Below are 22,476 nucleotides of genomic sequence, written 5' to 3'. Positions count from 1 at the left end.
TCAACAGGGAGACTGGAGCATGAGCGAACAGCAGCGCGTATATCCTGTCGATAAGCGCTTGGCAGCCGATGCCTGGATCGATCGCGATCGTTACGAGACGCTCTATCGCCAGTCTGTCGAAGATCCCGAAGGCTTCTGGCGCGAGCAGGCCGAAAGCCTGAGCTGGAGCAGGAAACCGGCTACCATCAAGAACACTTCGTTCGCTTCGAACAATGTCGATATCCGCTGGTTCGAGGATGGCGAACTCAACGTCGCCCACAACTGCCTGGATCGCCATCTGGAAACCCGAGGTGATCAGCCGGCCATCATCTGGGAAGGCGACGATCCCGCCGATCACAAGACCATCACCTACCGCGAGCTGCATCAGCGCGTCTCGCAGCTCGCCAACGGCCTCAAGTCCCTGGGGGTCGGCAAGGGCGACACGGTCACGCTCTACATGCCGATGGTGCCGGAGGCGGCCATGGCAATGCTCGCGTGCGCCCGCATCGGCGCGGTGCATTCGGTAGTGTTTGGCGGCTTTTCGCCGGATGCCCTGGCGGGGCGCATCGTCGATTCCCGATCCCGTGTCGTCATCACTGCCGACGAGTCGGTACGCGGTGGCAAGCAGATACCGCTCAAGGACAACGTCGATGCGGCACTGACCCGAGAGGGGACCGACGTGGTCGAGTCCGTGCTGGTGGTCAAGCGCACCGGTGGCGACATCGAGTGGCATGAAGGCCGGGATCGCTGGTTCGATGAGGTCGTCGACCCGCAGTCCACCGACTGCCCTGCCGAGACGATGAATGCCGAAGACCCGCTGTTCATTCTGTATACCTCCGGATCGACCGGGACACCGAAAGGATTGAAGCACACCTCCGGCGGCTATCTGCTCTATGCTGCGCTGACCCATCGCCTGGTTTTCGATTATCACGATGGCGAAGTCTACTGGTGTGCCGCCGATGTGGGCTGGATTACCGGGCACAGCTATATCGTCTACGGGCCGCTGGCCAACGGCGCCACCACGCTGATGTTCGAAGGCGTGCCGACCTACCCGAACCATGGCCGCATGGGGCAGGTCGTCGACAAGCACAATGTCTCGATTCTCTATACCTCGCCGACGGCCATCCGCTCGCTGATGGCGCATGGCGAACACATCATGGACGACAGCACCCGCAGCTCGTTGCGCATCCTCGGCTCGGTGGGGGAGCCGATCAACCCGGAGGCGTGGGACTGGTTCTACCGTGTCGTCGGCAATTCCCGCTGCCCGATCGTGGATACCTGGTGGCAGACGGAAACCGGCGGACACATGATCACGCCGCTCCCCGGCGCCACCGACCTCAAGCCGGGTTGCGCCACCAAGCCGTTCTTCGGCGTTCAGCCGGCGCTGCTGGACAACGATGGCAAGCGACTGGAAGGCGCGACCGAAGGCAATCTGGTCATCCTGGATTCCTGGCCCGGGCAGGCGCGCTCCATCTGGAACAATCACGAGCGTTTCGTTCAGACCTACTTTTCCACCTACGAAGGAGTCTACTTCACCGGAGATGGCTGTCGACGCGATGCCGACGGGGATTACTGGATCACCGGACGTATCGATGACGTGCTGAATGTTTCCGGACACCGGATGGGAACGGCGGAAATCGAGTCGTCCCTGGTCGCTCATCAATCCGTGGCCGAAGCGGCTGTCGTCGGCTATCCGCACGATGTAAAGGGCCAGGGGATTTATGTCTATGTCACGCTCAACGATGACGTCGAACCCAGCGAGGAGTTGAAGCAGGAACTCAAACAGTGGGTGCGCAAGGATATCGGCCCGATCGCCACGCCCGATGTGATCCAGTGGGCGCCGGGGCTCCCGAAAACCCGCTCCGGCAAGATCATGCGGCGCATCCTGCGCAAGATTGCTGCCAACGAGTGCGATGGGCTAGGCGATACCTCTACACTCGCCGATCCTGGCGTCGTGGAGGATCTGATCGAAAATAGTCATGTGCGCTCCTGATTCGTCATTTCGAATTTTGAAATGGGCTTTTGGGTCAACCATCATGGTGACGGCTATATAACTAGTTAATTTGAGTGACCGCTACTCATATCGACTGATGATTGTCGTTCGATCGTCGTGAAAGAGGCTTTCCTCCCGGTACTTTTCGTGCCGCTCCAAAGGGAGGGAAGCACGCCAGCTTTCCGGGACGATCGAACTTTTTTTATGTATTTGCGACGTATTTACCCTTTGGTTATCCCGGGATTTTTTTCCTAATGATTTGATACTTGGGATTCCACGAGTGCATGGGGTAACATGCCGTTAATCAATAGTTGAACCATCTTTGTCTAGGTGGCGATAGTGGACCGACTATCTCGCCACATATCTCGACAGCGCCGGAGGAGAATCAATGGCTTTTGCCCAGAAATTCATCGTTGCCGATGACCACCCACTCTTCCGGGCGGCGCTCAATCAGGCATTGCGACAGGTGTCGCCACAAGCAGAAATCGTCGAAGCGGACACCATGGAGGCGACGACGGAAGTCGTCACTCGGCACCCCGATGCCGATTTGATCCTGCTCGATCTGCACATGCCCGGCGCTCACGGTTTCTCGGGACTGATCCAGCTTCGCGGACAGATGCCGGATATTCCGGTGACGGTGGTATCCGGTAGTGAAGAGGTGGACGTGGTCCGCCGTGCCATCGATTACGGCGCTTCGGGTTTCATTCCCAAGTCCGCATCTCTCGACACCATCGCCGAAGCGATTGGAGAAGTGCTCAAAGGCGAAGTGTGGTTGCCCCCCGAGCTGGCGGACGCCATGGGCGAGGGCAGCGAGGAGGATGCGCGCTTCGCGGAGGCGATCGCCTCGCTGACGCCCCAGCAGTTTCGCGTGCTCAACATGCTGACGGAAGGGCTGCTCAACAAGCAGATCGCCTACGAGCTCAACGTATCGGAAGCCACCATCAAGGCCCACGTGACCGCGATCCTGCGCAAGCTGGGGGTTCACTCCCGTACTCAGGCAGTCATCGCCGCTCAGAAACTGGAAATCGAACCGCCCAAGGTGACCGACAACTAACCGGCAACTCGAGTCGCCTTCGATCTGGATATCGCGAGCCGATCGAAGGCCACCAACGAAAGCCGCCCATTCTCGACGAAGCATGGGCGGCTTTCTCGTTCAGGAAATGCCCTGGCGCGGACTTTTGAAGCGGTCTTTCGAAGCGGTCTTTCGAAACGGGCTTGGCGTGAATTGGCTGCCTTGGTGACCGGGACCGAACCCAAAGGGCCGGCGGAAACTCAAGCGGGGGGCGAACGCCGGTTGTCGCGAAGCCGCCTGGCCAGAAGCAGCAGTTCCACGCTGGCAAAAAGCAGCAGACTGTAACCGGCCAGTTCCGTGATCTCTTCCGCGGCGTCCTTGACCATGCGCAGGTAGTGTTCGCCCATCAGGGCTTGCCACAATTCACTACGCCCGTAGAGGCGCGAGAACACATAGGTCGTCAGAAATCCGCCCGCGAACAGCCCGAATCCCAGACTGTTGGCAATCAGCGAAAACTCTTCGAGAAAGTCGCGTCTTGCACGTATCACCAGCGCCAGGGCCGGTAGTGCCAGAAGTACTACCAGGCATTCCCAGGCGCCATCGAAGACGTAGACATCCAGCCATTGGTCGTTCTCCCGCACGAAGGATATCGCGAAGAATGCACCCATCAGCAGGCTGACGCTGCGCAGGACTCTGTAACGCTGACGAATGACCAGCATCAGAGCCGTACAAATCAGCAGCAGCGCAGCCTGGGTGAGTTCCGTCAGTGAAGTCTCGCTGAAGTCGGGGGCGCCCGCATGTCTGGCGTCCACCATCATCACTATCTGCATGAGCCCGGCCAGGATCAGGACGTAGATGCCGGCCCGCAAGACGACTGCGCGAAAGGGGAGAGTAGGCATGATGAATTCCTGCACAGCTATTGATAGCCGACTAAGAATATCAGCCTTAATGTTCTTAAGAAACGCTGTTTCGTAAATAATTTAAGATTTTCTTAATTTTTCGGTGCAAGACCTGCCTTCAGGCTGGCCGCTTCGATGCCGGCAATTGCAGCTCGCTCATCGTTGTCGGAACTGTCACCGCTGACACCGACGGCGCCGATGACCAGCTCCTGCTCGTCGAGAATCAGCACGCCGCCGGCCACGGGGATGAATTCGCCATGGGACGCCGAGGCGACTGCCGACAGGAATGCCGGCCGTGCCTGATTCCGCTCACCGATCGTGCCGCTGGACAGGCCGTAGCCCAAGGCGGCCTTGGCTTTGCCATGCGAGACGGCCAACCGTAAAGTGGCGCAGCCATCGGCTCTGTCGCTGCTTATCGGATACCCGCTGGTATCCATGACCGTCACGGTGATGGGATTCATCGCCTGCGCTACCGCATAGGCCATGGCGGCCTCGATGATGGTGCGGGCTTGCTTCAGCGACAATGTCTGGTGGGTGAGGTAGACGTTACGAGCCATGGTGATCTCCACTCCTTTTTTGTATTCATAATTCATTTATGGTGGCGTCATCCATGCGCCATTGGGAGAATGGCAACATCGAACCCGTTATGAGTGCTCCATGAACAAGATTCAGCAAAACACCCTGTACGGCGAGGCAGCCGCCCGCATCCGGGACATGATCAACGATGGAACCCTGCTTCCCGGCACCCGGATCCCGGAAAAGCAGCTATGCGAGCAGTTCGGTGTCTCCCGGACGCCGCTTCGGGAAGCGCTCAAGGTACTGGCGTCCGAGGGCATGGTCGAACTCCTGCCCAATCGGGGGGCGCGTGTCGTGCGATTGACGCGCCAGATGCTGGAGGAAACCTACAGCGTGATGGGCGCGCTGGAAGGGCTGTCCGGCGAATTGGCGTGTCGCTACATTACCGAAGAGGAAGTGGCCGACATTCAGGCGCTGCATTACCAGATGATGGCGCACTACAAGCGCAAGGAGATTCGGCCTTACTTCGAGCTCAATCACCGCATTCACGATGCCATCATGCTGGCAGCCCGCAACGAGGTGCTGCGGGAGACCCATAGCAGCTTGAATCACCGTATCCAGCGGGTCCGCTATTCCAGCATGATCGATGAGTACTGGGACCAGGCCGTGGCCGACCATGAAGCCATGATCGAATGCCTGTTGGCCCGGGATGGAGAACGGCTCGGCAGCATACTGCGAGAGCATCTGCGCCATAAGCTGATCGTGGCGGCCGCGAGCGGCGTAATCGGGGACGAACAAGCGGCGGCTGGCTGAACGTCCCGTCTTCGTCCTTCCGACTCTGGAACCCTTTCGCTGGCGTCCGCTGTAGCGACTCGTTATATCCCGCTTCGATACGCATTCTTTTCACGGCGATGTCGTCCTGACATTGCCGTCTGCCCCCGGCTTCAGCAGACGCCAGCGTCGTTGCGCCGACAATTCAAAATGAATTCATTGTGTTGGCGGCGTGATCACACTCGATTTTCGGTAACTGGCTAATTTTAAATGCTTCACGTTGAGACTTTACGCCAATAGACAAAGGGTGAATTGGTTCTCTTTGAATTATGAATTCATAATCCACTGGCAAGATCCCGAGGTGCTCGCACTGCGGGGTAACGATCGGGGCATCGCGGAAATGTAGGCAATTGCTCCGGTCCATCGTTCAGGCGAGCCAATATAAAAAAGACGGAAGGACGCCAGTGATGAAAAGTTTCAAAGCAGGATTGTTGGCACTAGCGCTGATGGCCGGTATCAACCACGCCAGTGCTCAGGAAGTGCAGATCAAATTCGCCCATGTCGGTGAGCCGGATTCGCTGTTCGCCGATGTGTCCCAGGAATTCGCCAAACGCGCCAACGAAAAGCTGGCGGGTGAAGCCAAGGTGGTCGTCTACGGCTCGAGCCAGTTGGGCGGCGACTCGGAGCTGCTGAAGAAGCTCAAGCTGGGCACGGTCGACCTGGCGTTGCCTTCGACCGTCATGAGTAGCGTCGCGCCCCAGTTCGCGCTGTTCGAGATGCCTTATCTGATCGCGGATCGTGACCATATGGCCAGGGTGCGCGATGAAGTCGTGAGACCTCAGCTCTATCCCGTCGCCGCAAGCCGGGGTTATCACATCATCGGCGTGTGGGAGAACGGCTTCCGCCAGATCACCAACAACGTCCATCCGATCAATACGCCAGCCGATCTTTCCGGCATCAAGCTGCGCGTGCCGCAGGGCGTCTGGCGTGTCGAGATGTTCAAGAGCTATGGCGCGAACCCGTCGCCCATGGCGCTTTCCGAGGTATTCGTCGCGCTGCAGACAGGGGCGATGGATGGCCAGGAGAACCCGCTGGTCCAGACCTACGCCTCGCGTCTGCAGGAGGTTCAGGAGTACCTCTCGCTGTCGGATCACATCTACACCCCCGCCTTCGTGACGGCAGGCATGAGCTGGAACCGGCTGCCCGAGCACGTGCGCGAGGTGCTCCAGCAGACGGCCATGGAGATGGAGTCCTACGCGCTGGAGCAGGGCGCGAAGCTCGACGAGGAGACGCTGGCCAAGATGCGTGACGCCGGGCTGCAGATCAACAAGGTCGATCGTCAGGCCTTCATCGATGCCTCCCAGCCGGTCTACGACAAGTTCATCAAGGATGTCGACGGCGGCCAGGAGATGCTCGACAAGGTGCGTGAACTGCAACCCGCCAGTTAATTCGCGGGCCCGGTCGTGCCGAATCAGGGCGCGACCGGGCCGTGGACGAAGGAGCCACCTGTGAAAACTCTGAATACGCTGCGCGATGGCTTCAGCCGACTGCTCGAGATCATCGTGGTCATCAATATGCTGGTGCTGGCGGGGATCGTGATCGTCGGCTTCCTCTCGCGCCTGGTGGGGTCGCCCTTTACCTGGTACGACGAGGCGGCTTCGATCAGCCTGGCCTGGCTGACCTACTACGGTGCTGCCCTGGCTGCCGCCAAGGGGGCACACATCGCCTGTCCCAGTATCGTCAATGCGTTTCCGCCGAGCGTGCGGCTGCCGATCGCGCTGCTGGGCGAGGCCGTGACGATCGCGTTCTTCATTCTGCTGATGGTGACCGGCTGGCAAGTCGTCCAGATCCTTGCGGGGTCGACCATGATCAGCCTGACTACCGTCTCGCTGCAATTCACGCAGTCGGCGCTGCCTATCGCTTCGGTGCTGTTCATCATTGCCGAGCTGCTGCGATTGCCGGAGGTGATTCGGCAGGCGAGGGGAGACGGTTTCGTCGATCATGAGCTCGAGGAGGTGGGTCTCGGCTCGAACATGGCCAGTCAGTCCGATGCAGGGAGTGCGACACGATGATTCTGGCACTGATGTTCGTAGGACTATTGCTGTTGATCGTGCTCAACGTGCCGATCGCCATCGCGCTGGGCCTGGTCGGCGCCGTCGCCGTCTACTCCAGCTACGGCGTCTATGCGTTGCCCAATATCGGCCTGACCATGTTCGAGGGCGCGACCAACTTTCCGCTGATCGCCATCCCGTTGTTCATTCTGGCCGGGGCGATCATGAACGCCTCCAGCATCTCGCGGCGTCTGATCGACTTCGCCGCTTCGCTGGTCGGCTTCGTCAAGGGCGGCCTGGCGATGGTGACCATCGGCTCATCGATCTTCTTCGCCGAGATCTCCGGCTCTGCCGTGGCCGGCGTCTCCGCGCTGGGCAGCCTGCTGATTCCCGCGATGAAGAACCGCGGCTACTCGAAGGAGTTCGCTGCGGCGATCTCTTCGTCCGCTGCCAGCCTGGCGATCATCCTGCCGCCATCGATCCCGATGATCCTGTACGCGGTCATGTCGGGAGAGTCTGTGGTGAAGATGTTCGTCGCCGGTATCTTCCCGGGGCTACTGGGCGCCCTGGGCCTGGCCGTGGTCTGCTACTTCCTGGCACGCAAGCACAACTTTCCTTCCGAAGGGCGTTTTCAGGCCAGCCGAGTCTGGAAGTCGTTCAAGGAGGCGATCTGGGCGCTGATGATTCCGGTGATCATTCTCGGCGGCATCTTCGGCGGCATCGTCACCGCCACCGAAGGCGCGGCGCTGGCGGTCGTGGTCGCGATCTTCATCAGTGCCGTGATCTATCGGGAGTTCTCGCTCAAGACCCTGTGGAAGTCCTGCCTGGATGCCGGCATCCAGACTGCCGTGGTGATGCTGCTGGTCGCCAGTTCCGCACTGGTGGGGCTCTATCTCACCGAATCCCAGCTGCCGCAACAACTGGCCAATTCGATCGCCGGCTTGACCGACAACAAGTACGTCATCCTGGCGCTGCTCAATATCATCTTCCTGATTCTTGGCGTGTTCCTGCACTCGGCGGCGGCGATCATTCTGGTGGTGCCGATCGTGCTGCCGCTGATTATCCAGGTGGGCATCGATCCGCTGCACTTCGGCCTGATCGTCACGCTCAACCTGGCCATCGGCCAGCAGACTCCGCCCGTGGCGAGCGTACTGATCGCCTCGTGCTCGATCGCCAAGGCCGATATCTGGCGTACGACGCGAACCAACCTCTGGTTCCTGGGAGTGCTGTTCGTAGTGCTGCTGTTCAACACCTACGTGCCCGACTTCGCGCTACTGCTCGTGAATCTGATCTACGGCACCTGATACCGGAAACCGGCAGGCATCGACCCAGGAGAACTGACACCATGACCCAGGATGACGAAATCCGCTGCTACCAGCGTGGGGCGATCGGCTGGATTCGCTTCAACCGCCCCGAGGCCCGCAACGCGATGACCTGGCACATGTACGAAACCATGATCCAGGCCTGCCAACGATTCGACGAAGACGAGGAGATCAAGTTGATCGCCTTTCGCGGCGAGGGCGGCGAAGCGTTCGTCGCGGGCACCGATATCAAGCAGTTCGTCGACTTCCGCGAGCGCGGCGACGGCATCGACTATGAACGCCGGATCGATGCGGTGATCGGCGGGATCGAGCGACTGGAAACGCCGACGGTCGCGCTGATCGACGGCTACTGTGTCGGTGGGGGCGCGGCCATCGCGATGGCCTGCGACTTCCGCTACGCCAATGGCGCTTTCAAGTTCGGCATTCCCATCGCCAGGACGCTGGGCAACTGCCTGTCGATCACCAACATCTCGCGGCTGGTCGATCTGATCGGGATCGCGCGCACCAAGCGCGTGCTGATGCTGGCGAAGATGATCGGGGCGGAGGAGGCGCTGTCCGTCGGCCTGATCGACGAGATCGTCGACAGCGAAGCCCTCGACGAGACAGCGGCGAAGCTCGCCGAGACGCTGGCCGGACATGCCCCGCTGACGATGCGCGCGACCAAGGCCTGCATCAACCGGATTCTGGATCGGCGCCGCCCCGGCCATGAGGCTGCCGACGACCTGATCGCGCTGTGCTACACCAGCGAAGATTTCAAGGGCGCCGTCAGGCGATTCGTCGACAAGACCCCGTATACCTGGCAGGGCCGCTAGCCCGCCAACCGGCGCCGCCTCGCTCCCATCGGTGACTGGCGTGGACTCGCTGTCGAGTTCACGGCGGGGGCGTGCGTCGATCAATCGCTCTATTAGCCGTTTCGAAGACAGGCAAGGAGAATCGCCATGTTACCGCTGGAAGGCATGAAGGTACTCGATATCTCGCAGATCATGGCCGGGCCATACTGCACCATGGTGCTGGGAGACATGGGCGCCGACGTGATCAAGGTCGAGAAGACCCAGGGCGGCGACGACAGCCGTCAGATGGGGCCATACGTCAACGACGAGTCCACCTGCTTCGCGCAGATCAACCGCAACAAGCGCAGCATCTCGCTCAATCTCAAGGAGCCCGACGGGCTGGCGCTCTTCTATGAACTGGCGCGGGAAGCGGATGTGGTGGTCGAGAACTATCGGCCCGGCGTTACCCAGTCGTTGAAGATCGACTACGAGACGCTCAAGGGCATCAATCCCGGCCTGGTCTACTGCTCGATCTCCGGCTACGGCCAGACGGGGCCGTATCGGCGCAAGGGCGGGTTCGACCTGGTCGCCCAGGGCATGACCGGCTTGATGTCGATGACCGGCGAGCCCGGCCGGCGGCCGTTGAAGACCGGCGTGGCGGTCTACGATATCGGCGCCGGGATCACCGCGATCTACTCGATACTGGCGGCCTACATTCACAAGCAAAAGACGGGGGAGGGGCAACTGGTGGACGTGGCGATCGCCGAGTGCGGCCTGCCCTGGTTCACCTGGGAAGCGGCGGCCTACTTCGCCGAAGGGCGCGTCCCGCAGCCGACCGGATGGCGGCACCGGGTCTCCGCGCCTTACCAGGCGGTCAAGGTTCGCGACGGCTACATGATGCTGGGATGCGCCAACCAGCGTACCTGGGAGCGGTTCTGCAACGACGTGCTGCAACGGCCTGATCTGACCGCCGATCCTCGCTTCGTCACCAATAGCGACCGGGGAAAGAACGTCGATGCGCTGGAGGCGCTGCTGGAAGAACTGATGTGCACGGCAGACCGGCAGCACTGGCTGGCACTGTGCGATGAAGCCGGCGTACCGGCCGGGCCGATCAACGACTTCGCCCAGGCGATGGACGATCCGCACTACCGGGAGCGGGGCATGGTGCAGGAGCTGGACCACCCGGTGATCGGGCGCATGCAGACCATCGGCTTCGCCAGCAAACTATCCCAGACGCCGTCTCAAATTCGCCGGCCGGCGCCGGTCTTTGCCCAGCATACCGACGAGGTGCTGGCGACGCTGGGCGTTGAGGGAGAGCGTCTGGCGGCGCTGCGCGAGCGCGGGGTCGTGCGCTAGACACTTTTCAGATAGAGCCTGGTTATTTCCAAAGCCTGGCTCACTCGGTTGAATCGAAAAGCGGGGCGGTCTCCACGGATCGCCGCGCTTCCTCCTCCAGCCAGTCGTGAACCGCTCGTACGCGGCGGTCGTCCAGAGCCCCCTGCTGATAGACCAGGCCGTAGCGCTTGCCGGTCGCCACCGAGCCGGCGAACGGCGCGATCAGGCGTCCGCTGTCCAACTCGTCGCCGATCAGCGTCCGGCGCGCGATCGCCACGCCCATGCCGGCGATCGCCGCCTCCACCGTCAGCTGGTTGCGGTTGAACGTGTAGCCTCGGCGTACGTTGACCTGTTCACCGCCAATCGCCCGCAGATAGTGCTCCCACTCCGCATAATCGTGACTGCCTCGCCAGGCCGTGACGTCGTGCAGCAGCGGATAGTAGCCCAGCGCCTCGGGAGTGGTGAGCGGCGGGCGCCGCCTGAGCAGTTGCGGCGAGCAGACGGCGAAGATCTTCTCGTCGATCAACGGCGTGGTCTGGAGGCCCGGATAGTGGCCGTCGTTGAGATCGATGGCCAGATCGTAGCCGCCGTCAAGCAACGAAAGATTGCTGTCTTCCGCCGTGACGTGCAGCTCGATATCGGGGAAGCGGGCCTGCAGCCGCGGCAGTCTCGGCATCAGCCACTTGGCCAGAAACGACGGCAGGCAGCGTAGCCTGAGCACGCCGCTCATGACCCCGCCGCGCAGGCGATCGACCTCCAGCCCGACGGCATCGTAAGCCTGGGCGACGACCCGGGCCAGCCGTTCCCCTTCTTCCGTCAACGCCAGCTGGCGCGGCAGACGCCTGAACAGACGAAACCCGAGCCGCTCTTCCAGCTGCTTGATCTGCTGGCTGACCGCGCCGGTGGTGACATGAAGCTCCTCTGCTGCCCGGGTGAACGACAGGAGGCGGGCACTGACGGCGAAGACTTTCAGCCAGGCATGGGTCTGAGCATTGAGTGACTGGATCATGGTTTAGCAAGGCTATAGGTATTGGCAGTTTTTATCGATTGTTTCCGGTTTAACCGGCGGCCAGACTGAAGTCAAACTACATCATGCGCCAGTTCCAGGAACGACGGATTCTGGCGCCCGAGCGACATCAGAGGTAGTCACATGACATTCAGCGTGTTCGATCTGTTCAAGATTGGCATCGGGCCTTCCAGTTCGCATACGGTCGGACCGATGCAGGCTGCCCATGATTTCGTCGCGACCCTGCGCGACCGCGAGCTGCTGCACGCGGTGACAAGGGTGTCGGTCACGCTCTACGGCTCGCTATCGGCCACTGGCAAGGGGCACAACACGGATAGCGCGGTGATCGGGGGCCTCATGGGAGAGCGCCCGTTGACCGTCGATCCCGACGACCTGGCGCTCAAGCTGGCGGCAATGGCGCGGGGCGGAGAGCTGAAGCTGGCAGGCGTGCACGCGGTGGCATTCGATCCGGTGCGGGATATCGAATGGTGCGACGAGATTCTCGACTACCATACCAACGCCTTGCGCCTGGTCGCCTCCGACGATCACGGCGTCATCCACGACAACACCTATTACTCGGTCGGCGGCGGTTTCGTCGTCGATGCCGAGCAGGCGGCCCAGGGCGATGCCGTCACCTCCACGGTGAAGGTGCCATGCCCGTTCAGGAATGCCGTCGAGCTGCTCGATATCTGCCGTCGTGAAAAGCTTTCCATCAGCGACGTGATGCTGGCCAACGAGCAGGTCTGGCGCAGCGAGTCGGACATCCGCGACGGGCTCTGGAAGATATGGCTGGCGATGAAGGCGTGTGTCGATAGCGGGCTGGACCAGCAGGGCGTGCTGCCCGGCGGGCTGAACGTGAGGCGTCGCGCCCCGGCGCTGCATCGGCGCCTGATGGCGCTGGACAACGAGAAGGGCCTGATCGCCAGTACCTTCTCGGCGATGGACTGGGTCAACCTGTTCGCGCTGGCGGTCAACGAGGAGAACGCCGCCGGCCGCCGAATGGTCACCGCGCCGACCAACGGGGCCGCGGGGATCGTGCCTGCCGTGCTGCACTACTACATGAAATTCCAGCCGGATGCCTGCGAGCGGGACGTCGTGCGTTTCCTGCTGACTGCTGGCGCGATCGGCATCCTGTGCAAGACCAATGCCTCGATTTCCGGGGCGGAAGTGGGCTGTCAGGGCGAGGTCGGCTCGGCCTGCGCGATGGCTGCCGCCGGACTGGCGGAGTTGATGGGGGGCACCCCGGCCCAGGTCGAGAACGCCGCCGAAATCGGGCTCGAACACAACCTGGGGCTGACCTGCGATCCCATCGCCGGGCTGGTCCAGGTGCCCTGCATCGAGCGCAACGCGATTGCGGCAGTCAAGGCCATCAACGCCGCGCAGATGGCGCTCTGCGGCGACGGCGAGCATTTCGTTTCTCTCGACAAGGTCATTCGGACCATGCGCGAGACCGGGCGCGACATGCAGGATAAATACAAGGAGACTTCCCGCGGCGGACTGGCGGTGAACATCATCGAATGTTGAGTCTTTTCAATCTTGAAATTGACAGAAGTGTCTCAAGTCTTGTGCTTGGATCGTGATCCCTGACGCGGGATAACGACAATCCTGGCTGGCTATGCCAATATCGATTTCCGTAATCTGACGATCGCTAAAAGCATGAACAAGGGCAAGGGTAATGAGCCAAGACAGTTGTATCGTCCGTCATTTCAAGCATTACGGTGAGCTTTCCAAAAACGATGAAGCGTTGCTGGTCGAGCTCGAGCAGAGCCCGACCGAGGTCAAGGCCGACGAGATTTTGTGGCAGGAGGGGGATCCGGCGCGCGAGTTCTGTACGCTCAGCAAGGGGTGGGCCTACTCTTTTCGCTACATGGAAGATGGCTCCCGACAGATTCTCGAGATATATCTGCCCGGCGATATCATCGGGCTGCGGGAATTTGCCTTCAAGGAGCGCCTGACCGGCGTCGCCATGCTCGAGGATGGCGTCGTGTGCCATTTTCCCCATCGGCGTCTGATCAACGTCTTCCGCGAATCGCTGATGCTGTCGACCATCTTCTTTGCCATCTCGTCTCATCAGCAGGCCCTGTTGACCGAGCGTCTCGTCAACCTCGCCCGACGCAGCGCGCGTCAGCGTCTGGCTCATCTGATCTACGAAATGTACGTGCGCCTGGAGCGCACCAAGGCACGCCAGGGCAACAGCATTCGTCTACCGCTGTCCCAGCAGCATCTCGGCGATGCGCTGGGGCTGTCGTCGGTGCACGTGAGCCGGACCCTGACCGCCTTCCGCGAGGAAGGGCTGCTGCTGCGCTCTCGCCAGCGTATCGAGCTGCCCGACCCCGAGGCGCTGGCGCGGGAGGCCGAATTCGGCGACGCCTATCTCAACGATGGCATCGATCACTTCTTCAATCATTGATCCACCTGCCTGCCACCGACCTGCCTTATCCCTGATCTCCCTGTTTTCTAGCGCTGAGCTTCTGACGTCTTGGACGATGGCGTCTCTGGCGATGGCGGCTCAGCGGCCGTGACGTCCGGTATCGGCGAGTCGCGGCCGTCTGCGGCAATCGCCTCGGGCAGTCTAGCCGACAGGAAATCGACCAACAGACGAATCTTGGACGAGAGCTGGCGGTGGCGCGGATAGACCGCCCAGACGGCGGTATCGGTAAACTGGTAGCGATCGAGCACGGCCATCAGCCGGCCTTGCTGAATCGCCGTCTCGACATAGTAATCCGGCAACTGGGCCAGCCCGATTCCCTTGCAGGCCGCATCCAGCAGCGCCGGACCGGAATTGCCGCGCCAATTCCCCGACACCCGGATTTCGCGGCGTTGACCGTCGACCCGGAACAGCCAGCTATCCCGCGATCCGACCAGGCAGTTGTGGTGGGCGAGCTCGGAAAGGCTGTGCGGTGTCGGTCGCCGCTGGAAGTAGTCGGGCGCGCCGACGACATACTCGCGGCGCTGGCAGAGCCGTCTGGCCAGCAGGCTAGAATCCTTGAGCACGCCCATGCGGATGGCGACATCGAAGCCTTCGTCGATCAGCTCGACGGTACGGTTGGTGAAATGCAGGCGTACATCGAGCTGCGGATAGCGGCAGTGGAAATCGTTGACCAGCGGCGCGATGTAGCGCTCGCCGAAGGTGGTCGCACAGCTGATGGCGAGTCTTCCCTGGGGCTGGGACTGCAGTTCGTTGAGCGCGGCCTCGGCCTCGGCGAAGCCGTCGAGCAGCGACCGGCAGTGCTCGTAGTAGATCGCACCGCCATCGGTCAGCCGAATCTGGCGGGTCGTCCGATAGAGTAGTGGCGTTCCCAACGACTGCTCCAGCTGGCTGACCAGCCGACTGACATGGGAATTGGAAACCTTCAGCGACTGGGCGGCGCGAGAGAACGTACCCAGACGCACCACGGCGACGAAAGCCTCGATACCCTCCCAGCGCGACATGGCGACTCCTTCAAACTGTTACGAGAACGATTGTTGCTACATGGCAATAATCATGTGCCGAATGCAATGTTTATTGCCTGGCAGCGAACGCCTAGACTGACGCAAAACCCGTCGCCATGTCATCAGCCGAACGACGTGCGACCCCTCGAATCCAAGCATTCAAGCGCAAAGGGAGATAGCCCGATGAAATCGCGTGCCGCAGTCGCCTGGGAAGCAGGCAAGCCGCTCTCGCTGGAAGAGATCGATGTGCAGGGCCCCAAGGCGGGCGAAGTCATGGTCCGCATCGTTGCCACCAGCGTCTGTCATACCGATGCCTACACGCTCTCCGGTAAGGATCCCGAGGGTCTGTTTCCGTCGGTGCTGGGCCATGAAGGCGCCGGTATCGTCGAAGAGGTGGGCGAGGGCGTCACCGGCCTGAAACCCGGCGATCACGTCATCCCGCTCTATACCGCCGAGTGCGGCAAGTGCAAGTTCTGCCTCTCGGGCAAGACCAACCTGTGCGGCGCCGTCCGCGCGACCCAGGGCAAGGGCCTGATGCCGGATGGCACCACGCGCTTCTCCAAGAATGGCACCTCGCTGCACCATTACATGGGCACGTCGACCTTCTCCGAGTACACCGTGCTGCCGGAAGTCTCGCTGGCCAAGGTGTCGAAGGAAGCGCCGCTGGACAAGATCTGTCTGCTGGGCTGCGGTGTCACCACCGGTATCGGTGCCGTTCTCAACACCGCCAAGGTCGAGCCGGGCGCGACCGTTGCCGTGTTCGGGCTGGGTGCCATCGGCCTGGCGGTAATCCAGGGCGCGCAGATGGCCAAGGCCTCGCGCATCATCGCGATCGACGTGAACCCGGACAAGTTCGAGCTGGCGCGCCAGTTCGGGGCGACCGAATTCGTCAACCCTAAGGATTACAGCGATCCGATCCAGCAGGTGATCGTCGATCTCACTGACGGTGGCGTCGACTATTCGTTCGAGTGCATCGGCAACGTCAACGTGATGCGTTCGGCACTGGAGTGCTGCCACAAGGGCTGGGGCGAATCGATCATCATCGGTGTCGCCGGTGCCGGCGAGGAGATCTCCACCCGCCCGTTCCAGCTGGTGACCGGCCGCGTCTGGAAGGGCTCTGCCTTCGGTGGCGTCAAGGGCCGCACCGAGCTGCCGGGTTACGTCCAACGCTACATGGACGGCGAGATCAAGATCGACGAGTTCGTGACCCACGACATGCCGTTCGATCGGATCAACGAAGCCTTCGAGCTGCTGCATGCGGGCAAGAGCATCCGTACCGTTCTGCATTTTTGAGCCACGAGCCACGGACTACGAGCGCAGATCAAAAGCGCAAGAGCCCGGTTTTGGGGCGCATGGAGAGTAGGCGCCGGTTCCGGGGCGCATGGAGAGTAGGCGCCGGTATCGGGGTGCATGGATAGAAAGCCAAGGAGAGCATCATGTCGATGAGCGAACAATTGGAGCTCGTCTCGGCCACCAAGAGCTTCGGTGGCTGGGTCAAGCGCTACAAGCATTACTCGCGGGCGCTGGATTGCGACATGATTTTCGCGATCTATCTGCCGCCGCAGGCCGAAGAGGGCCGGGTGCCGCTGATGTGGTGGCTCTCCGGTCTGACCTGCAACGACGAGAACTTCATGCAGAAGGCCGGCGCGCAGAGGATGGCTGCCGAGCTCGGCATCGCGATCGTGTGTCCGGATACCAGCCCGCGCGGCCTGGATCTGCCCGGCGAACACGACAGCTACGATTTCGGCTCCGGCGCCGGCTTCTATCTCAACGCGAAGCGGGAACCGTGGTCGAAGCACTACCGGATGTACGATTACGTCACCGAAGAGCTGCCCTCGGTGGTGCGGCTGCACTTCCCGGTCAATGGCCGCGAATCGATCAGCGGGCATTCGATGGGCGGACACGGTGCGCTGGTGCTGGCGCTGCGCCAGCCGGGGCGCTATGCCGCGGTCTCGGCATTCGCGCCGATCGTCAATCCGAGCCAGGTGCCGTGGGGCCAGAAGGCGTTCGAGAACTATCTGGGCGACGATGTCGGCCTGCGCACGCAGTACGATACCTGCGAGCTCGTTGCCAAGGGGTCGTCGCGTCAGCCGCTGTTCATCGATCAGGGCGAGGCGGATAACTTCCTCGCGGAGCAGCTCAAGCCCGAGCGGCTGGAGGCGGTCTGCGAGGAGCATGACCATCCGCTGACGCTGCGCCGGCATCCCGGCTATGACCACAGTTATTTCTTCATCGCCAGCTTCATCGACGACCACCTGAGTTATCACGCCGAGCGGCTTTACGCCAAGCGGTGACGGGGCGTCAATCTCAACATCGATCGAACCCTGGCCCGCCTGGCCGATGCGCAGGCGGGCTTTTTTCTCTTTGCGCTTCGAGCGCGGTGGATGCGATGACAGCGCTTACCGGCTACCGATGACGATTGGTGCGTATTTTGCGTCGCTTCCGGTCAATTCATTGTCTCCTGAATCGGCAGAGTAGTAGAGGAGTTCCATTCGATAACAACTTCAAGGAGACGCTTCATGGGTCATTCGAACGTGAAACGCCGGGTCGTGGCTGCCGCACTGCCGCTGACGCTGCTGGCAGCCGGATCGGCGCAGGCCGATCTCGATACCGTACGCTTTGGCGTGCCGCCGTGGCCGGGGGTGACGGTGAAGTCCGAAGTCGCCTCGCAGATCCTCGAGGCGATGGGTTACCAGACCCAGCAGAGCGAGCTGGCCGTCGGCGTCATTCTTAACGGTCTGGCCAACGATGACCTGGATGTCTACCTGGGCGGCTGGTATCCGATCGAGGAGGAGATGATCGAGCCGCTGGTGGCCGACGACAAGGTCGACAAGGTAGCCAAGAACATCAGCAACGCCAATTCCGGGCTGGTGGTGCCGGAGTACGTTCACGAGGCGGGCGTGAACAGCGTGGCCGATCTCGATCGCTACAAGGATCGCTTCAACGGCGAGATTCAGGGCATCGAGGCCGGTACCGGCATCAACGATGCGATCCTCGCCGCGATCGACGAAGACGCGGCCGGGCTGGGCGACTGGCAGCTACGGGAAAGTTCGACATCTGCCATGCTGGCGTACGCCGACCAGAAGATCAGCGACAAGCAGTGGGTCACGTTCGTCGGCTGGGAACCGCACTGGATGAACGTCAGCTATGACCTCTACTATCTGGAGGATTCCGACGATAGCGGCACGGCGGATATTCTCAGCACGGTGTGGACCGTAGTGCCAGCCGATCTGAAATCGAAGGATGCCAACCTCTATCGCTTCCTTTCCCAGTATCAGGTCGATATCGAAGCTCAGAACGACTGGGTCTACGAGTACAGTCACGAGGAGCGCCCGGCCGACAAGGTTGCCAGCGAGTGGATTCGCGATCACTACGATACCGTTGCCCAGTGGCTGGATGGCGTCACCACCAGGGATGGCGAGCCGGCCATCGACGCGATCAAGGCGCAGCTGGGTAGCTGAACGCCTCTGGCACCCTCTGTGATTGGCACCCTCTACGACTGGCACCTTCTATGAATCGGCGCTGAGTCGCTTTTCGACCGCCTGGCAGAAGTCCTGCCAGGCGGTTTGCATTTCCGGCAGATCGCCATGTCCGTGCAGGGCGGCGTGTACCATGTCCGGCGCGCAACGATAGCCGACCGAAGCGCCATTCCGGCGCCAGGATTCGATCGCCTGCTCAAGCGGTCGCGTCAGCGGATCGCGCTCCACGGCCAGTGTCTCGATGATTCTGGCCGGAGGTACGGCGGCGTCGACATCGGGCGCGTCAGGCGCCGCCATCTGCCACAGCGACAGAATGTCCGCTCGCGACAGCAGCGGCCCGTCTTCCCCCAGCGTCTCGACGGTGGGCGTACCCACAACCGGGTAGATCAATCCGAGCAACCCTTTCCATTCGCTGGTATGGGCGACATCGATCGCCAACCTGCCGCCGGCGCTGTCGCCGATCACCGCCACCGGGCCAACGGCTTCGACGACCGCACGACAGTCGGCCAGCGCTTCGGCGTAAGTGGCCTCCGGCAGCAGCCGGTAATCGACGCTGATCACCTCCCGCCGCAGGCGTTCGGCCAGGTTCGCGGTAATGCCCTGATGGCTGTCGATCGAGCCCAGGCTCCATCCGCCGCCGTGCAGGTAGACGACATTGCCTTCGACGCAGCCGGCAGGGCGGAAGCGGCGCACATCGACCCCGCCGATGCCTTCGTCGGAGATCTGCATGCCGGCCGGATCGGCCACGCGCCGCCGCGCATGTAGCGCCTCATACGCCCGGCGTCGCGACGACAGCGACGAATCGCTGCCGTCGTCGACAGGCGTGAATTCGCGGATGAAGCCTTCGATGGTCATGTCGCTTCCTCCGTAGTTTCTGTAATCCCGATCTTGCGCTTACCGGACCCATGCCGGCAGGCCCTTGTTATACTAGGCTCCTACTCTTTCGACCAAGAGCTCTCGTCCATGCCCTCAGGTTGGCCGCGCACGTTCCTCCGCTATTCATTGATCGCTATCGCGGCTTTCGTCGGGCTATCGGTATTTTTCGTGCTGGTGTTCCGCTTCGTGCCGGTGTTCGGCTCCATGGTGATGGCGGAGCGCAAGGTGAGCTCCTGGTTCCAGGGCGAGAACCTGACCATCGAGCAGCAGTGGGAGCCGTGGTCCCGGCTCTCCGACAACGCCAAGGTGGCGGTGATGGCGGGGGAGGATCAGCGCTTCCCGGACCACTGGGGTTTCGATGTGGCGCAGATCAAGCGTTCGCTCGCCAACTGGTCGGACGGCGGCGATCTTCGTGGCGCCAGCACGCTGACCCAGCAGACGGCCCGCAACCTCTTCCTGTGGACGGGGCGTAGCTGGATCCGCAAGGGGCTCGAGGCGTGGTTCACGCTGCTGCTCGAAGCGCTATGGCCCAAGCAGCGTATTCTGGAGGTCTATCTCAACATTGCCGAATGGGATACCGGCGTGTTCGGGCTGGAGGCGGCGGCGCAGCACTATTTCGGCACCTCCGCGGCCAACCTCAGCGTTTCCCAGGCCAGCCGGCTCGCCGCGATTCTGCCCAATCCGCGCGGCTGGAGCGCTTCCCAGCCCTCTGCTTACGTTCAGCAGCGTGCAGTCTGGATCCAGCGCCAGATGCGCAACCTCGGCGGTACCGCCTTTCTGCGACGGCTGGAGTGATCCCGCCGTTCTATTCCGCGTCTTTCCAGTCGGCCAGCACGGCGTCGCGTTTTTCCAGCAGATGACGCTCCATCAGCGCTCCCAGCTTCGCTCCGTCGCGGGCGCCCAGCGCGGTCATCATCTCGCGATGTTCCTCCACCGCCTTGCGCCACTTGGCTTCCGATCGGTTGGAGGACAGTCGCAGCGGGTGAAGGCGCCGATTGAGCGAAAGATAGGTCTGACGCAGGGCATCGTTGCGCGCCGCACGGTTGATCAGGTCGTGAATGCGCTGGTTGGCATGATAGTAAGCCGATAGATCCTGGCGCTGCCAGTGGCCCAGCATCGTCTCGTGGGCCGCGTGGATCTCGGCCAGCTCTTCTTCGGTGACCCTGAGACACGCCAGTTCCCCGGAAAAGCGCTCCAGCGCGCTCATCAGCTCGAAGGTGTCGCAGATTTCCTGGCGCGTCATGCGGGTCACGAAAGTGCCGTAGTTGGGGGAGATCGTCACCAGCTTTTCCGCGGCCAGCACGCGCAGTGCTTCCCGCAAGGGCGTGCGCGAAACCGCCAGCCGGTCCGCCAGTTCACGTTCGTTGATGCGCTCGCCGGGCCCGAGGCCACCTTCGATAATCAGGTCGTGGAGACGCTCCACGATCTTGTCGTGCAGGGCGGCGCGCTGGATTCGCAATGGCCGCGTCTGGGTATCGAGCTCGGTGTCATCGGATGTTTGCATGCATTGAACCCTGTTCGGTCTTCTCTTCTTTCTATCGCAAGCGCTCGGCGCTGGCTACTGCGCCGTAGCGGCGGCTATTGGAAAGCGACTTCAACGACGCTTGGCGTGATGAGCTGCGACTTATGTCGAGGTTTGTCAGCGGGCGATTATCCGGCATATTGCGTAATGAATGCAAAAAACCATGTGAAGCGGCCTGTCGCTTCACTCCTGGAGATGCCGCCATGCTCAAGCTCGACCAACATCCCTCCGGCCGCCATTTTCTGCAGATCCCGGGGCCGTCCCCCGTACCGGATCGCATCCTGCGGGCAATGAGTCTGCCCACCATCGATCACCGAGGCCCGGAATTTGGCGAGTTGGGGCTCGAGGTGCTGGGAAAAATCAAGAAGGTCTTCAAGACCGAACACCCGGTCGTCATCTACCCGGCCTCGGGGACGGGCGCATGGGAGGCGGCGCTTTCCAATACCTTGAGCCCAGGCGACTCGGTATTGATGTTCGAGACCGGGCACTTCGCCACGCTGTGGAAGCAGATGGCGCTTCGACTCGGGCTCGAGCCGGAATTCCTGACTTTGCCCGCGTCGCAGAGCTGGCGATGCGGCGTGCAACCGCAGCTCATCGAAGAGCGCTTGCGCAATGACGGCGAGCACCGGATCAAGGCGGTGTGCGTGGTACACAACGAAACGTCCACCGGGGTCACCAGCGATATCGCCGCCGTGCGCCGGGCCATCGACGCCGCCGGCCACCCGGCGCTGCTGCTGGTCGATACCATCTCGGGATTGGCGAGCGCCGACTATCGCCACGACGAGTGGGGCGTCGATGTCACCGTGTCCGGCTCGCAGAAAGGGTTGATGCTGCCGCCCGGGATCAGTTTCAACGCGCTGTCGTCCAAGGCAATCGAGGCCAGCCGCCGCTCGACCATGCCCAGGAGCTTCTGGGCCTGGGACGAGATTCTCACCGGCAACGCCAACGGTTACTGGCCCTACACACCCAACACCAACCTGCTCTATGGCCTCAACGAAGCGCTGGACATGCTGCTGGAAGAAGGCCTGGATCAGGTCTTCGCCCGCCACGAGCGCTGGGGCGAAGGCGTGCGTCGCGCGGTCAACGCCTGGGGGCTGGAAATCCAGTGCCAGGAGCCGGCGCTCTATTCGCCGGTATTGACGGGAGTCGTGGTGCCGGAAGGAATCGATGCCGACGAGGTCCGTCGAACCATTTACGATCGCTTCGACCTGTCGCTGGGTACCGGACTCGGCAAGGCCAAGGGGCGCATGTTCCGCATCGGCCATCTCGGCGACTGCAACGATCTGACCCTGATTGCCACCCTCGGCGGCTGCGAAGCGGGGCTCAAGCTCTGCGGGGTCGAGCTGTTCGGCAGTGGCGTGCAGGCCGCGCTGGACTTCTTCGCCGACAATCCGGCCCCCGGCACGCCGGCGGCTCGCAAGCTGGCGGCTGGTGCATCGATGGCTCAATCACAGGCTGGTGCCGTTCGCGCCTGAGAGGAGATCGCCATGAGCGTGATGCCGAAAAGCCCTGT

At 61.9% G+C, this 22,476-nt stretch carries 21 protein-coding genes; 15 read left to right on the top strand and 6 right to left on the bottom strand.

Annotated elements, in window-relative coordinates:
* Positions 1 to 19 precede the first annotated feature (19 nt).
* Entirely contained in the window at positions 20 to 1,972 is a 1,953-nt protein-coding gene (gene acs, locus DOM32_RS03775) for an acetate--CoA ligase (RefSeq protein WP_110631411.1), read from the top strand.
* A gap of 388 nt (positions 1,973 to 2,360) precedes the next feature.
* Positions 2,361 to 3,026: a response regulator gene (locus tag DOM32_RS03770; RefSeq protein WP_110603058.1), complete on the top strand. Its 666-nt coding sequence runs from the start codon at positions 2,361 to 2,363 to the stop codon at positions 3,024 to 3,026.
* A 218-nt stretch (positions 3,027 to 3,244) separates the two neighbouring features.
* Here DOM32_RS03770 and DOM32_RS03765 read toward each other — a convergent pair whose 3' ends face one another.
* Positions 3,245 to 3,883 (bottom strand): hypothetical protein, encoded by a 639-nt coding sequence (locus tag DOM32_RS03765; protein WP_110631408.1) that lies wholly within the window; start codon positions 3,881 to 3,883, stop codon positions 3,245 to 3,247.
* Between the two features lie 92 nt (positions 3,884 to 3,975).
* The gene (locus DOM32_RS03760) at positions 3,976 to 4,476 is read right to left on the bottom strand and encodes a GlcG/HbpS family heme-binding protein (RefSeq protein ID WP_244179793.1); all 501 of its coding nucleotides are present in this window, start codon (positions 4,474 to 4,476) and stop codon (positions 3,976 to 3,978) included.
* A 64-nt stretch (positions 4,477 to 4,540) separates the two neighbouring features.
* Between DOM32_RS03760 and DOM32_RS03755 the strand changes: the two genes are divergently transcribed.
* From DOM32_RS03755 to DOM32_RS03730, 6 genes are all read left to right on the top strand, one after another.
* A complete protein-coding gene (locus DOM32_RS03755) occupies positions 4,541 to 5,212 on the top strand; it encodes a GntR family transcriptional regulator (protein WP_110631405.1) in 672 nt (223 codons plus the stop codon).
* A gap of 425 nt (positions 5,213 to 5,637) precedes the next feature.
* On the top strand, positions 5,638 to 6,618 hold the full coding sequence (locus DOM32_RS03750; RefSeq protein ID WP_110631402.1) for a TRAP transporter substrate-binding protein: 981 nt from the start codon (positions 5,638 to 5,640) through the stop codon (positions 6,616 to 6,618).
* Between the two features lie 60 nt (positions 6,619 to 6,678).
* The gene (locus DOM32_RS03745; protein WP_244179792.1) at positions 6,679 to 7,242 is read left to right on the top strand and encodes a TRAP transporter small permease; all 564 of its coding nucleotides are present in this window, start codon (positions 6,679 to 6,681) and stop codon (positions 7,240 to 7,242) included.
* Entirely contained in the window at positions 7,239 to 8,525 is a 1,287-nt protein-coding gene (locus DOM32_RS03740) for a TRAP transporter large permease (protein WP_208625301.1), read from the top strand. The genes DOM32_RS03745 and DOM32_RS03740 overlap by 4 nt, the downstream gene beginning before the upstream one ends.
* 41 nt (positions 8,526 to 8,566) lie before the next feature.
* Positions 8,567 to 9,355: an enoyl-CoA hydratase/isomerase family protein gene (locus tag DOM32_RS03735; protein ID WP_110631399.1), complete on the top strand. Its 789-nt coding sequence runs from the start codon at positions 8,567 to 8,569 to the stop codon at positions 9,353 to 9,355.
* A gap of 126 nt (positions 9,356 to 9,481) precedes the next feature.
* Positions 9,482 to 10,669: a CaiB/BaiF CoA transferase family protein gene (locus DOM32_RS03730; protein ID WP_110631396.1), complete on the top strand. Its 1,188-nt coding sequence runs from the start codon at positions 9,482 to 9,484 to the stop codon at positions 10,667 to 10,669.
* 40 nt (positions 10,670 to 10,709) lie between these two features.
* On the opposite strand, the gene DOM32_RS03725 is transcribed toward DOM32_RS03730, so the two are convergent.
* Entirely contained in the window at positions 10,710 to 11,657 is a 948-nt protein-coding gene (locus DOM32_RS03725) for a LysR substrate-binding domain-containing protein (protein WP_110631393.1), read from the bottom strand.
* A 141-nt stretch (positions 11,658 to 11,798) separates the two neighbouring features.
* Here DOM32_RS03725 and DOM32_RS03720 point away from each other — a divergent pair, with 141 nt between their 5' ends.
* Both DOM32_RS03720 and DOM32_RS03715 read left to right on the top strand, forming a co-directional pair.
* Positions 11,799 to 13,178: an L-serine ammonia-lyase gene (locus tag DOM32_RS03720; RefSeq protein WP_110631390.1), complete on the top strand. Its 1,380-nt coding sequence runs from the start codon at positions 11,799 to 11,801 to the stop codon at positions 13,176 to 13,178.
* 151 nt (positions 13,179 to 13,329) lie between these two features.
* Complete coding sequence (locus DOM32_RS03715; protein ID WP_071232588.1) at positions 13,330 to 14,064, top strand: Crp/Fnr family transcriptional regulator; 735 nt, start codon at positions 13,330 to 13,332, stop codon at positions 14,062 to 14,064.
* Between the two features lie 47 nt (positions 14,065 to 14,111).
* Here the strand turns inward: DOM32_RS03715 and DOM32_RS03710 are convergent, their stop codons facing one another.
* Positions 14,112 to 15,086, bottom strand: coding sequence for a LysR family transcriptional regulator (locus tag DOM32_RS03710; protein ID WP_110631387.1), 975 nt, complete (start codon positions 15,084 to 15,086; stop codon positions 14,112 to 14,114).
* A 183-nt stretch (positions 15,087 to 15,269) separates the two neighbouring features.
* On the opposite strand from DOM32_RS03710, the gene DOM32_RS03705 reads away from it, so the two are divergent.
* The 3 genes from DOM32_RS03705 (at position 15,270) to DOM32_RS03695 (ending at position 18,547) form a co-directional block, all read left to right on the top strand.
* Positions 15,270 to 16,379, top strand: a complete 1,110-nt coding sequence (locus tag DOM32_RS03705) for an S-(hydroxymethyl)glutathione dehydrogenase/class III alcohol dehydrogenase (RefSeq protein ID WP_071232589.1) — start codon at positions 15,270 to 15,272, stop codon at positions 16,377 to 16,379.
* 143 nt (positions 16,380 to 16,522) lie between these two features.
* The gene (gene fghA / locus DOM32_RS03700; protein ID WP_087719246.1) at positions 16,523 to 17,380 is read left to right on the top strand and encodes an S-formylglutathione hydrolase; all 858 of its coding nucleotides are present in this window, start codon (positions 16,523 to 16,525) and stop codon (positions 17,378 to 17,380) included.
* 225 nt (positions 17,381 to 17,605) lie between these two features.
* Positions 17,606 to 18,547, top strand: a complete 942-nt coding sequence (locus DOM32_RS03695; RefSeq protein WP_110631384.1) for an ABC transporter substrate-binding protein — start codon at positions 17,606 to 17,608, stop codon at positions 18,545 to 18,547.
* A gap of 48 nt (positions 18,548 to 18,595) precedes the next feature.
* On the opposite strand, the gene DOM32_RS03690 is transcribed toward DOM32_RS03695, so the two are convergent.
* Positions 18,596 to 19,420 carry an alpha/beta hydrolase fold domain-containing protein gene (locus tag DOM32_RS03690; protein WP_110631381.1) on the bottom strand — a complete coding sequence of 275 codons (825 nt, stop codon included), beginning with the start codon at positions 19,418 to 19,420 and terminating at the stop codon, positions 18,596 to 18,598.
* A 108-nt stretch (positions 19,421 to 19,528) separates the two neighbouring features.
* Here DOM32_RS03690 and mtgA point away from each other — a divergent pair, with 108 nt between their 5' ends.
* Positions 19,529 to 20,236: a monofunctional biosynthetic peptidoglycan transglycosylase gene (gene mtgA, locus DOM32_RS03685; RefSeq protein ID WP_110631377.1), complete on the top strand. Its 708-nt coding sequence runs from the start codon at positions 19,529 to 19,531 to the stop codon at positions 20,234 to 20,236.
* Positions 20,237 to 20,246: 10 nt separating this feature from the next.
* Here the strand turns inward: mtgA and DOM32_RS03680 are convergent, their stop codons facing one another.
* Complete coding sequence (locus DOM32_RS03680) at positions 20,247 to 20,945, bottom strand: GntR family transcriptional regulator (RefSeq protein ID WP_110631374.1); 699 nt, start codon at positions 20,943 to 20,945, stop codon at positions 20,247 to 20,249.
* 221 nt (positions 20,946 to 21,166) lie between these two features.
* On the opposite strand from DOM32_RS03680, the gene DOM32_RS03675 reads away from it, so the two are divergent.
* Entirely contained in the window at positions 21,167 to 22,438 is a 1,272-nt protein-coding gene (locus DOM32_RS03675) for a pyridoxal-phosphate-dependent aminotransferase family protein (RefSeq protein WP_110631370.1), read from the top strand.
* Positions 22,439 to 22,476 lie beyond the last annotated feature (38 nt).

Source organism: Salinicola salarius (assembly GCF_003206135.1).
GTDB classification, from domain to species: Bacteria; Pseudomonadota; Gammaproteobacteria; order Pseudomonadales; family Halomonadaceae; genus Salinicola; species Salinicola salarius.
Note: the sequence above shows the minus strand (reverse complement) of the source record. Positions and strands in the feature narration are given on the sequence as shown.